Here is a 13,937-nt window from a genome sequence, read left to right as displayed (position 1 = left end):
CCACACTCGGTGTGCTGATCGCCACGATGGACGCGTCGATCGTGATCATCTCGCTGCCGGCGATCTTCCGCGGCATCGGCCTCGACCCGCTCGCGCCCGGCAACATCGGCTATCTGCTCTGGATGATCCTCGGGTACCTGCTGGTCTCCGCGGTCCTGGTGGTCGTGCTCGGGCGGCTCGGCGACATGTTCGGGCGGGTGAAGATCTACAACCTCGGGTTCCTGATCTTCGCCTGTGCCTCGGTCGCGCTGTCGCTCGATCCGTTCCGTGCGGGGGCGGGCGCGATGTGGCTGATCCTGTGGCGGATCGTGCAGGCCTTCGGCGGGTCGATGCTCACCGCGAACTCGGCCGCCATCCTCACCGACGCCTTCCCCACCCGGCAGCGCGGCATGGCGCTCGGCATCAACCAGATCACCGCGCTGGCGGGCCAGTTCCTCGGTCTGCTCGCGGGCGGTCTGCTCGCCGTCGTCGACTGGCGTGCCGTGTTCTGGGTGAGCGTCCCGGTCAGCATCACCGGCACGATCTGGTCGTACCTGAGTCTGCGCGAGACCTCGACGGGCCGGCCCGGCCGGATCGACTGGCTGGGCAACATCACCTTCGCGGCGGGCGCCGGGATCCTGCTGGCCGGCATCACGTACGGGATCCAGCCGTACGGCGGCAGCGCCACCGGCTGGGGGAATCCGTGGGTGCTGACCGGCCTGATCGGTGGCGCCGGTCTGCTGCTGGCCTTCTGCGTCATCGAGACGCGGGTCGCCGATCCCATGTTCAACCTGGCGCTCTTCAAGAACAGGGCGTTCGCGGCGGGCAACGTGGCCGCCCTGCTGACCTCGATCGCGCGCGGCGGCCTGCAGTTCATGCTCATCATCTGGCTGCAGGGCATCTGGCTGCCGCTGCACGGCTACGACTTCGAGGACACCCCGCTGTGGGCCGGCATCTTCATGCTCCCGCTCACGCTCGGCTTCCTCGTCGCGGGCCCGGTCTCCGGCTATCTGTCGGACCGGTTCGGCGCCCGGTTCTTCTCCACCGCCGGCCTGGTGGTCGTCATGCTGTCCTTCCTCGGCCTGCTCGCGCTGCCCGTCGACTTCGACTACGGGCTGTTCGCGGCGCTGCTGCTGCTCAACGGGCTCGGCCAGGGCATGTTCTCGGCACCGAACACGTCCTCGATCATGGGCAGTGTCCCGGCCGAGTACCGGGGTGTCGCCTCGGGCATGCGCTCGACCTTCCAGAACTCCGGTACGGCGCTGTCCATCGGCGTCTTCTTCTCGCTGATGGTCTCCGGCCTCGCCTCCTCGCTCCCGGACACGCTGAAGAGCGGGCTCATGGCACACGGCGTGCCGGCCGCCTCCGCCGCGCACGCCGCCTCGCTGCCGCCGGTGAGCACGCTGTTCGCGACGTTCCTCGGCAACAACCCGATCGAGCACCTGCTCTCCTCCGAGGGCGTCCTGGACCACGTGACCAGCGCCCAGCGGTCCGTCCTGACCGGCCACACCTTCTTCCCGCAGCTGGTCTCCGGTCCGTTCCACCACGGCCTGGCCATCGTCTTCGGCGTGGCCGCAGGCATGGCCCTGGTCTCCGCCGTGGCCTCCGCCCTGCGCGGCGGCCACCGGCCCGACCCGGACCGCCAGGACCGTCCGGAGCCGAAGGACCAGCCGTCGGCGCGGACGGCTGAGCCCCGGCACAACGCTCCGTCCTGACAGACACGGGTGCCCCGGCGGAGGTCCGCCGGGGCACCCGTGTTCCGCTCAGGGAGCGCCGGTCACGGGTAGGAGGCGAGGTTCGCCACGTTGGTCGAGGAGTTCGACGGTCCCCCGGTGTTGTTGATGACGTGGCTGATGGTGCCGGTGCCGCCGAGGGAGACCGTCACCATGCTGGTGAAGCGGACGCCCGAGTTGTTCGGCGCCTCGACGGCGTGCGCCGCCACCACGCCGGGGTTGACGTTGAAGTAGCAGTAGCTGCCGAGGCCGTACACCTGGTGGCTGGTGACCGAGTCGGCGACCTTGTAGGCCGCGTAGCCCTGGGTCGAGCCGTTCATCCAGGCCGCCTGGTTGGGCGGGTCGTACGGCATCTCGTTCTGGTAGAAGTACGTCCGGCCGCCGTTGCCGTTCCAGACGGTCTGGTACTTCTGGAAGTGCTCCACGAACAGGCCGTACATCGTCACGTTGTCACCGTTGACGACCAGGCCGGTGTCGGCGGTGTTGCTGGTCCAGCCGACTCCGCTGCCGTGGTCGGCGCGCCAGATCCACATGTGGTCGCCGATCACGTTGTCGCTGTTGACGACCAGGCTGGTGGTGGCCTTGCCGACGCCCGCGCCGCCGACCCGGAAGTACACGTCGTGCAGCGAGGTCGGGTCGGCCGCGTGCGAGGCCGAGGAGTTGCTCGGGCCGACCTCCACCAGGGTGGACGAGTTGGTGGTGCCGGCGTCGAAGAGCAGGCCCGCGATCTGGACGCCGTCGACGTCCGCGACCTTCATGGCGGTGACGCCGTTGTCCGGGACGAAGGTGGCGAGGCCGAGGCCGAGGACGACGGTGTCGGCGCGGTTGATCTGCAGGGTCTGGTCGAGGTGGTAGACACCCGGGGTGACCAGGAGGTTCTTGCCGGCCGCCAGGGCCGCGTTGATCTGGGAGGCGGTGGCACCCGGCTTCACGATGTAGAAGCTGTCCAGCGAGAGCGACGAACCGGCCGCGGAACCCGAACTCCAGCTGGTGCCGGAGGAGTTGGACCGCGCGGACGGCACGAACACCTGGTAGTTGCCGGAGCCGTCGACGTACAGGAACGGCTTCTCACGGGTCACCGGGCTCTGCGCGACCGTGGTGTCCGGCGGGCTGGGGAACGTGGTGGACGGCACGCCCGTGCTGCCCACGAAGACCATGTTCCAGTTGGAGCCGGTCCAGCTGCCGAGCTGCGAGTTGCGGGTCAGCCACTGCTGCTGGCTGCCGGAGTTGACCTGCCCGTCGATCTTGCTGTCGGCGATCAGACCGCCACTGGACCAGCCGCCGTCGTCCAGGGCGAGGTTGCCGCGCAGGTGCATCCGGCGGTAGGCGGAGGCCTGCGAGACCGCCCAGCGGTCGGAGCCGCCGGTCGGGGTGACGGAGAGGTTCTCCGCGCCCCGCCAGAAGTTCTGGGTGGCGTTGCCCTGGAACCAGTCGGCCTCGGCGTGCACCGCGCCGTTGATGTTGACCGCGTCCGGGGTCAGGCCGAGGCCGAGCACCTGGGTGTAGAAGCCGACGTTGACGTCCGCGCTGTAGGTGCCCGGCTTGAACATCACGGCGTAGCGCTGGGAGCCGAACTGGTTCGTCTCCTGCTGCTGGAAGATCGAGTTGAGGCGGTTCTGGATGGTCGACGCCGACATCGACGGGTCGAAGACGACCACGTTCGGGCCGAGGTCGGGGTCGCCGGTGGACGGCGGCGTCACAGCGGCCACCTGGAAGCGCTGGGCCGCGGTGTTGTTGCAGGTGTACTGGACCAGCTGCACGCTGTCCGCGGTCGAGGCGGCCGGGTCGTCGAGGCACTTGCCGCTGTTGCGGTTGACGAAGTGGTAGGCGCCGCCGCCCTCGTCGACAGGCAGCCACTGCTGGTTGGTCCCGCCGCCGTAGGCCCACAGCTGGGTCAGGGCGTTGTCGGCGGTGGAGACGTCGGTGACGTCGACCACCTGGCTGGTGTTGTTGCCGTTGCCGATCCGGACGTAGCCGTCGCTGGTGGCGGTGAGACTCCACTGCTGGGCTGTGGTGTTGTTGCAGGTGTACTGCTGGACGGCGGTGCCGTTCGCGGTGGCGGCCGACCTGGCGTCCAGGCACTTGCCACTGGCGGCGTTGGTGAGGGTGGCGAAACCGGTGGGCAGGGCGGTGGCGGCCGCGTGCGCGGACGGGGCGGCGGTCAGCAGGGACGCTCCGAGAACGGCCAGCACTGCGGCGCTCGTCGGTCTGCGGCGCCAGGAAAGGCGAAGCACTGGATCTCCTAGTCCGAGGGGTGGGAGGTCAGCCGGTGTAGCCGGCGAAGACGCGCGTGTAGTCCCAGTTGGACTGGCTCACGCCCGAGCAGCTGTCGGCGGAGCCGCCGGTGCAGGGCCGGTCGCGGTTGGCGGACCAGAAGGTGAGCCGGGCCAGGTGGTGCTGCTGCGCGTAGGCGAGAATGGTCCGGAAGTCGGCGACCGTCACGGTCTCGCTGTTGTCGGTGATGCCGTTCATGGACGAGATGCCCATGTCCCGGTAGGCGGTGTCGTCGCTGTAGCCGTACGCGTTCTTCAGCGCGTTCTTGAGCCCCTCGGCCGCCTGGGTGGTGAGGTTGCCCATGTTCTGGCCCGCGCCGCCGAAGTCGAACGGCATGATGGCCCAGGCGTCGACGGTCAGCCCGGAGGACGCGGCCCGGTTGATCAGGCTGGTGTCGGGGCCGCTCTGGCCGGTGCCGATGGTGATGTACACCTTCAGGCCGGAGTTGTTGGCCTTCACCGTCTTCAGCGCGTCCACGACCCGCTGCTGCACGGTCCCGTTGCTGTAGGCGTCGGCCTCCAGGTCGATGTCGATCGCCTTGAGACCGCCGTAGGCGTTGATGACCTTCTGGTACGCCGCCGCCAGCTCGCTCGCGCTGGAGCACGAGCTCTCCAGCTTGTTGCCGCTGTAGCCGCCGAAGGACGGGATGATGTCACCGCCGTTGGCGCGCACGGTGTTGACGGTCTGCTGGTCGACACCGCCGGTCAGCGCCCGGCTGCCGTCCCACTGCGGGTTGCAGTAACCGTTGCTGAGGACGAACGCGAGCGTGTAGTACTTCACGCCGGTCGCGTTGGTGATCGTGGTCGGGCTCGGCGGGTCGCCCCAGCCGTTGTAGAGGTAGGGCGCCACGGCCATCGGCGAGGACGGGGTGGTGCCGCCGTCGGCCGCGGGCGCGGTCCACTTCTGGTTGGCGGTGCCGCCGCACGTCCAGATCTGGGCGCGGGTGCCGTTCGCCGAGGAGTTGCCGGTGGCGTCCAGGCACTTGTTCGCCTGCGGGTTGACGATGTCGTGGGCGGCGGTCACCGTCCACTTCTGGTTGGCGCCGCCGGAACAGGTCCACAGCTGGGCCTTGGCGCCGTCCGCGGTCGAGTTGCCGGTCACGTCGAGACACTTGCCCAGGGCGCGTATGGTGCCGTCGCTGCCGACGGTCCACTGCTGGGCCGCGGTGCCGTTGCAGTCGTAGAGCTGGACGGCCGTGCCGTCGGCGGAGCTGGCGCCGGCGACGTCGAGGCACTTGCCGGCGAGGCCGGTGATGGTCCCGGTGGCGGCCTGTGCGGGGGAGGCGGCGAACAGGCCTGCGGAGAGGGTCAGGGCGGCCAGGGCGGCAGCCGTGGGGAGAGGTCTGGCCATTGCGGGGGGTGGCCTTTCACGCGGGGGGATGCAGCACGGTTTGTGCCCAACACCCGTGTTGTCACCGGGCGTTGAGCACATCCGTGAGGCTTTGTTTAAGGCGTGAAACTAAAGGTCCGGACCAGTGTCGTCAAGTGGGGGAGCGCTCCCTTCCCGGAATCACAGGAAAACGTGACGGTGAGGTGAACTCCGCCGTCAGGGCGTCGGCGCCGCCGCGAACTGGGTGCGGTGCAGTTCGGCGTACCGCCCGTCCGCCACCAGGAGTTCCTCGTGGGTGCCGCGCTCCACGATCCGGCCGGCCTCGACCACCAGGATCTGGTCGGCGGCCCGGATCGTGGACAGCCGGTGGGCGATGACCACGGCCGTGCGCCCCTCCAGCGCCTCGGAGAGGGCCTCCTGGACGGCTGCCTCCGAGGTGTTGTCCAGGTGGGCGGTGGCCTCGTCGAGGATGACCACGCGCTGCCGGGCCAGCAGCAGCCGGGCGATGGTCATGCGCTGCCGCTCGCCGCCGGAGAGCCGGTAGCCGCGCTCGCCGACCACCGTGTCCAGGCCGTCGGGCAGCGACCGTACGACCTCGTCGAGGCGGGCTCGGCCGAGGGCGTCCCACAACTCCTCCTCGGTGGCGGCCGGCCGGGCGAGCAGCAGGTTGGCGCGGACGCTGTCGTGGAAGAGGTGGCCGTCCTGGGTGACCATGCCGAGGGTGGCCCGCAGGGAGTTCGCGGTCAGGTCGCGGACGTCGGCGCCGCCGATGCGCACGGCGCCCCCGTCGACGTCGTACAGGCGCGGCAGCAGCTGGGCGATGGTGGACTTGCCGGCGCCGGAGGAGCCGACCAGGGCGACGGTCTGCCCGGGCTCGGCGCGGAAGGAGACGCCGTGCAGGACCTCGGCGCCGCCGCGGCCGTCCAGGGTCGCGACCTCTTCGAGTGAGGCGAGGGAGACCTGGTCGGCGGCCGGGTAGGCGAAGCGGACGTCCTCGAACTCGACGGCCACCGGGCCCTCGGGCACCTCGCGGGCATCGGGCTTCTGCTCGATCAGGGGCTTCAGGTCGAGGACTTCGAAGACCCGCTCGAAGCTGACCAGCGCGCTCATCACCTCGACGCGGGCGCCGGCGAGGGAGGTGAGCGGGGCGTAGAGCCGGGTCAGGAGGAGAGCGAGGGAGACGACGGCCCCCGGCTCCAGGGTGCCGCGCAGCGCGAACCAGCCGCCGAGGCCGTAGACCAGGGCGAGCGCCAGCGAGGAGACCAGGGTGAGGGCGGTCATGAACACCGACTGGGCGGTGGCGGTGCGCACCCCGATGTCCCGGACCCGGGCGGCACGCGCCGTGAACTCCGCCGACTCCTCCTCGGGCCGGCCGAAGAGCTTGATCAGGGTGGCGCCGGGTGCGGAGAAGCGCTCGGTCATCCGGGTACCCATGGCCGCGTTGAGCGCGGCGGCCTCGCGCTGCATCCGGGCCATCCGGCCGCCCATCCGGCGGGCGGGCACCACGAACACCGGCAGCAGCACCAGGGCGAGGAGGGTGATCTGCCAGGACAGGGTGAGCATGACCGCGAGGGTGAGCACCAGCGTGACCAGGTTGCTGACCACGCCGGAGAGGGTGTTGGCGAAGGCGCGCTGGGCGCCGATCACATCGTTGTTGAGACGACTGACCAGCGCTCCCGTACGAGTGCGTGTGAAGAACGCGACGGGCATGCGCTGCACATGATCGAACACAGCCGTTCGCAGGTCGAGGATGAGTCCCTCGCCGAGCGTCGCCGAGAGCCGGCGCCCGAGCACCCCGAGCGCCGCCTCCGCGACCGCGACGCCGGCGATCAGCAGCGACAGCCGTACGACGGTGCCGGTGTCGTGCCCCGACACGATCGCGTCGACGACATGGCCGGCCAGCACCGGGGTCGCGACGGCGAGCAGGGCGGTGACCACCCCGAGCAGGACGAAACGGACTATGCCGCCCCGGTGCGGGCGGGCGAAGGCGGCGATACGGCGCAGTGTGGCCCGGTCGAACGGGCGGCGCTCCTGCTCGGCGGTCATCACGCTGTGCAGCTGCGTCCAGGCGGTGGTCTCCATGCTCATGGGAGAGAACGTAAGACCTCAAGCTTCGTTGAGGTCAATGTCCGCTCGCCGTCCCCCCGTACGAAGGACCCGATGAGCCTCCCGAAGGCCCCGCCCGGCCCTGCGAAAGCCGATCCGAAAGCCGATCCGAAAGCTGATCCGAAAGCCCACGTGAGAGCCCGGACGAGCCTCCGCCCTCACCCGCTTCCCGTCCGTCATCCGGTGTCTCCTCTTCCGCCACCCGCAGTTGGCGCGGCACGGAAAACCTCTCCCGGTGTGACAGCGGTAAGAATCCCCGGCTTCCGTGCGGGCCGTCTCCCCCGGCTCGCCCGCGGTGTCCCCTGGCGGCACATCCTCACCCTGATTCCGCTCCTGCTCGTGGCGGTCATCGCGGTGCAGCACCGGTCGGTCCTCGTCGAGGGCTTCGCCCACCTGCGTGACGCCTCCTGGCCCTGGCTGCTGGCGGCGGGCGCCGCCACCTGCCTGACCTGGGTGGCCGCGGCCTTCACCCGGCAGGGCGCGGTGGTCCAGCAACTGCCCCGCTGGCGGCTCCTGGCGACCCAGCTCGCGGCCGGCTCGGCCAACCATCTGCTGCCGACGGGCCTGGGCTCCGGCGCGGTCAACCTGCGGTTCATGACCGTGTGCGGGGTGCCGCTCGCCACCTCCTCGGCCGCGCTCGCGCTGTATCTGCTCGCCGAGTCGGTGGCCCGGGTGGGCCTGATGGCCGTGTTCTTCGTCGCCTTCCCGGACGCGCTGCATCTCGGCGGCCTGCTCCCGCACGGGACGGTCGGCCCGGTCGTGGCCGTCGCCGGCGCGCTGGTCGCCGTGGCACTGGCCGCGCTGTTGCTCGTACGACGGGTGCGCGAGCCGGTGTTCCGCTTCGTGCGGTCCGCCCTGAGCGAGGCCCGCTCGGTGCACACGCGTCCGTCCCGGGCGCTGGCGCTGTGGGGCGGCTCGCTGGCCTTCCCCGCCCTCCAGGCGGCCGGTCTGGTGGCGGTCGGGCAGGCACTGGGCCTGGCGGTGCCGCCCGCGCACATGGCGCTGGCGTACCTGGCGGCCACGGTCGCCGTCGCGCTGATCCCCACGCCGGGCGGCCTGGGTTCCGTGGAGGCGGCGCTGATCGTGGCGCTGGTGGCCGCGGGCGGCCCGGTGGCCGTCGCCACCGCCGTCGTCCTCGCCTACCGGATCATCACCGTGTGGGTGCCGTTGCTGCCGGGAGCACTGACACTGGGAGCGCTGGTGCGACTGAAGGTCATCTGACCCCGGATGGCCTTCCGACGGAAGGAAACGCATGCCGGTCCGCCTGGAACGCAAGGGTCCTGTCACCACGGTCGTCCTCTCCCGGCCCGAGGCGCGCAACGCGGTGGACGGCCCGACGGCGGCCGAACTGGTCGCCGCCTTCCGCGAGTTCGAGGCGGACGACGCGGCCCGGGTGGCGGTGCTGTGGGGTGAGGGGGGCACCTTCTGCGCGGGCGCGGACCTGAAGGCGGTGGGCGGCGAGCGCGGCAACCGGGTGGCGGAGGACGGGGACGGCCCGATGGGCCCGACCCGGCTGCGGCTGTCCAAGCCGGTGATCGCGGCGATCGCCGGGCACGCCGTGGCGGGGGGCCTGGAGTTGGCCCTGTGGTGCGATCTGCGGGTCGCCGAGGAGGACGCGGTGTTCGGCGTCTTCTGCCGCCGCTGGGGCGTGCCGCTGATCGACGGCGGCACGGTACGGCTCCCCCGGCTGATCGGCACCGGCCGGGCCATGGACCTGATCCTGACCGGCCGTGCGGTCCCGGCCGCCGAGGCCTACGAGATGGGCCTGGCCAACCGGGTCGTCCCTGCCGGCCGGTCCCGGGAGGCGGCGGAGGAACTGGCCGCGTCCGTCGCCGGTTTCCCGCAGGCGTGCCTGCGCAGTGACCGCGCGTCGGTGCTGGACCAGGAGGGGCTGGACGAACCGACGGCGATGCTCGGTGAGATCCGCCACGGCATGGCCGTGTTGGCGGAAGGCCTGGACGGAGCGGCGCGCTTCGCGGCGGGAGCGGGCCGGCACGGGTCCTTCACGGACGACTGACCGGCCACTGCGGCACGGCGCGAGCGCGTTGCCGACGGCCCCGGCGCCGACGACCGTCACCTCGTGAGGGCGGCGGGCCTTCGGCGGTGGCCGTCACCCGGGCGCTCCGGCTCCGGCCCCGGCGTGGGGGAGCAACGCGGCGACGGCCGCGCGGAAGGCGCCCAGGCGGTCGGCTGCTTCCCCCGCGGAGATGCGCGGCTCGTAGACGGCGGACGGTGTGCCGTCCGGCAGGAAGTCGGTGGGATCGGTGCCCAGGTAGGCCAGGGCACCCACCCCGAGGGCGGCGGCGTCGGGCAGCGTGGACACCTCGACCGGGCGTTGCAGCAGGTCTGCCTGGGTCTGCATGAGCAGCGCCGAGCGGGTGAGTCCGCCGTCGACGCGCAGCGCGGTCAGCGGGGTGCCGAGGCCGGACTCGGCCGCTTCGGCGAGTTCCGCCACCTGGGCGGCGATCCCCTCGCACAGGGCGCGCACCAGATGCCCGGGTCCGGTGTCGAGCCCGAGCCCGGTGAGCGAGCCGCGCAGGTCGCCGCGCCACCAGGGAGCGGCGAGCCCGGCCAGCGCGGGGACGAAGGTGACCCCGCCGGTGTCGGGGACGCCGCCGCCGACCCGGTCGAGGTCGGCGGCGCCGGAGATCACGCCGAGGTCGGTGAGCCAGCGCACGGCGGAGGCGGCCGCGTACACCTGCCCCTCCAGGCAGTAACCGGTCTCTCCGGCGAGACGCCAGGCGACCCGGCTGACCAGTCCTGAGGCGCTGCGCCGAGGGGTGTCGCCGGTGTGCGCGAGCAGGAACGCCCCGGTGCCGTAGGTGCACTTGGCGCCGCCCGGGTCGGTGATCCGCTGGGCGAGGAGGGCCGCCTGCTGGTCCACGGCGAGTCCGGTGAGCGGGATCTCGCGCCCGAACTCCCCCGTGGTGCCGACGAGTTCGCAGTTGCCGACGATCCCGGGGAGGCGTTCGGCGGACAGTCCGTAGAGGTCGAGGGCGCGCGGCGACCACTGCACCCGGTCCAGATCGAGGAGTTGGGTGCGGCCGGCGGTGGCGGCGTCGGTGACATAGGCGCCGGTGAGCCGGTGGACCAGCCAGGCGTCGGTGGTGGTGACGACTCCCCCGGTGGTGAGACGGCGGCGGATCCAGGCCATCTTGGGCGCGGCGAGGCAGGGGTCGAGGGGCAGTCCGGTGAGTTCCCGTAACTCGTCGGTGTGTTCGGCGAGTTCCGCGCAGACGGACTCGGCCCCGCGATCCTGCCGGCCGATCGCGGTGGTGAGCGGGCGCCCGGTGCCCGGATCCCAGGCCAGGACGGTCTCGCCCTGGTGGGCCAGGCCCAGCGCGGTGACCGGTTCACCGGCCTCGGCGAGCGCTCGGCGGCCGGCGACGAGCACCGAGTCGTAGAGCTCCTCGGGGTCCACCTCCGCCGGGCCGCCGGGCGGGTGCCGGGGCCTGGTGGCGACGAATCCGGTGCCGATGACGCCCCGTTCGGGGCAGATCACCAGGGCCTTGGTACCGGACGTGCCCTGGTCGACCGCGAGCACCGGACCTGTCATCGAGCCTCCCTGACGATCACTGCGCGACAGCCTGCCGCCGTGCGGCGGGCCGCGTCAACCAGGCGCGGTGTGGCGAGAGTTCGAGCCGCACGGATTCAGCACGGTGCCGGCCGACAGGGGCCGCGGCACGAACCTCTGTGCGGATTCGGTCCCCCGGATACGGCAGGATGAGCGGTTGCACGATCGAATGGGAGGTAACCGGTGAACCGAGCGCTCACCGTCGATGACCTGGTCCTGGCCGGCATCGCCCTGGCGGCCGGCCTGTTGCTGGCCTTTCTGTCACGCGGCATGCTGCGCTGGCTGGCCAAGCACGCGAAGCGGACCCGCTGGAGCGGTGACGACGTCATCGTGGACGCGCTGCGCACGGTGGTCCCGTGGGCGGCGCTCTCGGGCGGCGCGGCGGCCGCCGCGGCGGTGCTGCCGCTGACGAGAACGGTCCAGCACCACACCAACCAGTGCCTGAAGGTGCTGCTCATCTTCGCGGTGACGGTCTCGGCGGCGCGGGTGATCGCCGGACTGGTGCAGTCGGTCACCCAGTCCCGCTCCGGGGTCGCCGGTTCGGCCACGATCTTCGTGAACATCACCCGGGTGCTGGTCCTGGCGATCGGCTTCCTGGTGGTGCTCCAGACGCTGGGCATCTCCATAGCGCCCCTGCTCACCGCCCTGGGCGTGGGCGGTCTCGCGGTCGCGCTGGCGCTCCAGGACACCCTGGCCAACCTCTTCGCGGGCATCCACATCCTCGCCTCCAAGACCGTGCAGCCGGGCGACTACATCCAGCTGAGCAGCGGCGAGGAGGGCTACGTCGTGGACATCAACTGGCGGCAGACGACCGTCCGTCAGCTCTCCAACAACCTGGTGGTCGTCCCCAACGGCCAGCTGGCGAAGACGAACATGACCAACTACACGCGGCCCGAGCAGCAGTTGACGATCCTGGTGCAGGTGGGCGTGAGCTACGACAGCGACCTGGACCACGTCGAGCGGGTCACGCACGAGGTCATCGCCGAGACGATGACAGAGATCACCGGCGCGGTTCGGGAGCACGAACCGGCCATCCGCTTCCACACCTTCGGCGACTCGCGGATCGGCTTCACGGTGATCCTGGGCGTCGGCGAGTTCAGCGACCAGTTCCGGATCAAGCACGAGTTCATCAAGCGCCTGCACCGCCGCTACCGCGAGGAGGGCATCCGCATCCCGGCCCCGACCCGCACGGTGGCGCTCCAGCAGGGGGCCGTGGTGATCCCGCAGCAGCGCGTCCCGGACGACCTGCCGTCGGGCCTGCCGCACACCGACTAGCCCCCCGCCGGTCCCGCCTACAGCGTGGCCGAGTTGTCGTGGTGATGGCCGCCGCGCAGGCTGTGCGGGGTGGCCGGGGACGGCGTCACCGGGGTGACCGTCCAGTCGGGGTGGCCGGGCATCCGCGGGGTCGTGGTGCCGTAGAGCCAGTCGCGCAGGAAGCCCGACCGGTCCTGGCCGGAGACCTCGGTGGCGACGGCTATGTAGTCCTCCGTGGACGCCGAGCGGCGCCGGAAGCGGTCCAGGAAGGTGCGCTCGACCCGGTGGAAGACGTCCTCACCGACCAGCTCGCGGAAGGCGTACAGCGTCAGGACGCCGCCGAGGTAGCGCTGGCTGTCGAAGAGGTTCACCGCGTTCGGGGCAGCCACCGGCCCCGAGTCGTGGCGCCACTGGTCGCCGCGGGCGTAGGTGTCCTTCATCCGGGCCTCCATGGTGGTCATCCCCAGGGAGTCCGGCCAGCCGCGTTCGTAGCGGTAGAGCAGCCCGTAGAAGTCGGCGTGGCCCTCGTTCAGCCAGAGGTCGGCCCAGGTGGCGGGGGAGACCAGGTTGCCGAACCAGGAGTGGACCAGCTCGTGCATCATGTGCGAGCCGATCTTCGCCTCCTCCTGGAGCAGGAAGGCCGGCTTGTAGAGGGTGAGGGTCTGGGTCTCCAGCCCGGTGAAGTCGAAGGCGTTCGGGTCGTCGGAGTTGCAGGGCAGCAGGCCGTACGTCTCGAACGGGAAGGCGACGCCGAGCCGGTCCTCCAGCCACGCCACCTGGCCCGCGGTGAGGGCGAGCGCCGGTTCCAGGGCGGCGGCCCGGGCGACGGGGACGACGTCCCGCAGCGGCAGGCCGTGCGGGCCCTGCCGGTCCTTGACCACGTAGTCACCGACGCTGATCTGGACGAGTTCCGTGGCGATCGGCGCGCGGGAGCGGTACGCGTACGCGGTCCGGTCGCCGGGGAGGTTCTCGGTGGCGGTGAGCAGGCCGTTCGCGACGCCGCGCAGGCCGCTCGGGACGGTGACGCGGAAGGTGAAGTCCGCCTTGTCCGAGGGGTGGTCGTTGCACGGGAAGACGGTGTGCGCGGAGTTCGGCTGCGGGCAGACGGCGAAGCCGTCCGGGGTGGGCACCCAGGCGGTGTGCGGAAGGGGGCGGCGCGGATCGGCGCCGTACTCCACGCACACGGTGACGTGGTCGTGCTCCCGGAGCGGGCGGGCCGGGGTGATCCGCAGCTTCTCGCCGGCCTGCTCGAAGGCGGCGTTCCGGCCGTCGACGCGCACGGAGCGTATGTCGAGGCCGAGCGCGTCCAGGGAGAAGCGGGACAGGTTCCGCGTGGTGCGGACGCTCAGCGTCGCGGTGCCGTCGACCAGGCGGGTCGTGGCGTCGTAGGCGAGGTCGAGGTCGTAGGCGTGGACCCGGTAGCCGTCGTTGCCGAGGGCCGGGTAGACGGGGTCGCCGAGGGTCTCCGGGCCCTGGGCGGGCGTCTTGCCCCCGGCCCCCGCGGCGTCGCTTTTCTCCCCCGCGGAGAAGGGACGCGCGAGGGCCGGGGCGCCCGTGGCCAGTACGGTCGCCGTGCCGAGCAGGGCGGCCGCCGGGGCCGTCACTCTGGTGCGATTTCTCATGGTCCGCTTTCGCTCGGGCGGCCGGGTGGTCGGTCCGGCCGCCGGTCGATGGTGGCTCGTTCGTCA

Annotated in this window: 9 protein-coding genes; 4 read left to right on the top strand and 5 right to left on the bottom strand. The window is 71.6% G+C overall.

The features are described 5' to 3' along the window. Positions 1-26: 26 nt before the first annotated feature. Entirely contained in the window at positions 27-1,694 is a 1,668-nt protein-coding gene (locus tag ABZ642_RS08715) for an MFS transporter (RefSeq protein WP_360480178.1), read from the top strand. A gap of 62 nt (positions 1,695-1,756) precedes the next feature. Here the strand turns inward: ABZ642_RS08715 and ABZ642_RS08710 are convergent, their stop codons facing one another. From ABZ642_RS08710 to ABZ642_RS08700, 3 genes are all read right to left on the bottom strand, one after another. After that, on the bottom strand, positions 1,757-3,901 hold the full coding sequence (locus ABZ642_RS08710; protein ID WP_360480175.1) for an RICIN domain-containing protein: 2,145 nt from the start codon (positions 3,899-3,901) through the stop codon (positions 1,757-1,759). 73 nt (positions 3,902-3,974) lie between these two features. Beyond that, positions 3,975-5,336 (bottom strand): ricin-type beta-trefoil lectin domain protein, encoded by a 1,362-nt coding sequence (locus ABZ642_RS08705; RefSeq protein ID WP_360479305.1) that lies wholly within the window; start codon positions 5,334-5,336, stop codon positions 3,975-3,977. A 195-nt stretch (positions 5,337-5,531) separates the two neighbouring features. After that, positions 5,532-7,397: an ABC transporter ATP-binding protein gene (locus tag ABZ642_RS08700; RefSeq protein ID WP_360480172.1), complete on the bottom strand. Its 1,866-nt coding sequence runs from the start codon at positions 7,395-7,397 to the stop codon at positions 5,532-5,534. Positions 7,398-7,673: 276 nt separating this feature from the next. Here ABZ642_RS08700 and ABZ642_RS08695 point away from each other — a divergent pair, with 276 nt between their 5' ends. Further along, positions 7,674-8,642 carry a lysylphosphatidylglycerol synthase transmembrane domain-containing protein gene (locus ABZ642_RS08695; RefSeq protein ID WP_360480169.1) on the top strand — a complete coding sequence of 323 codons (969 nt, stop codon included), beginning with the start codon at positions 7,674-7,676 and terminating at the stop codon, positions 8,640-8,642. A 31-nt stretch (positions 8,643-8,673) separates the two neighbouring features. Continuing rightward, positions 8,674-9,438 (top strand): crotonase/enoyl-CoA hydratase family protein, encoded by a 765-nt coding sequence (locus ABZ642_RS08690; RefSeq protein WP_360479302.1) that lies wholly within the window; start codon positions 8,674-8,676, stop codon positions 9,436-9,438. A gap of 93 nt (positions 9,439-9,531) precedes the next feature. Here ABZ642_RS08690 and ABZ642_RS08685 read toward each other — a convergent pair whose 3' ends face one another. Beyond that, the gene (locus ABZ642_RS08685) at positions 9,532-10,977 is read right to left on the bottom strand and encodes an FGGY family carbohydrate kinase (RefSeq protein WP_360479299.1); all 1,446 of its coding nucleotides are present in this window, start codon (positions 10,975-10,977) and stop codon (positions 9,532-9,534) included. Positions 10,978-11,178: 201 nt separating this feature from the next. Here ABZ642_RS08685 and ABZ642_RS08680 point away from each other — a divergent pair, with 201 nt between their 5' ends. Continuing rightward, positions 11,179-12,270, top strand: coding sequence for a mechanosensitive ion channel family protein (locus tag ABZ642_RS08680; protein WP_360479296.1), 1,092 nt, complete (start codon positions 11,179-11,181; stop codon positions 12,268-12,270). Between the two features lie 17 nt (positions 12,271-12,287). Here ABZ642_RS08680 and ABZ642_RS08675 read toward each other — a convergent pair whose 3' ends face one another. Further along, the gene (locus ABZ642_RS08675; RefSeq protein ID WP_360479293.1) at positions 12,288-13,871 is read right to left on the bottom strand and encodes a M1 family metallopeptidase; all 1,584 of its coding nucleotides are present in this window, start codon (positions 13,869-13,871) and stop codon (positions 12,288-12,290) included. Positions 13,872-13,937: the final 66 nt, after the last annotated feature.

The sequence above is a fragment of the Streptomyces sp. NPDC007157 genome, assembly GCF_040634235.1.
Classification (GTDB): domain Bacteria; phylum Actinomycetota; class Actinomycetes; order Streptomycetales; family Streptomycetaceae; genus Streptomyces.
Note: the sequence above shows the minus strand (reverse complement) of the source record. Positions and strands in the feature narration are given on the sequence as shown.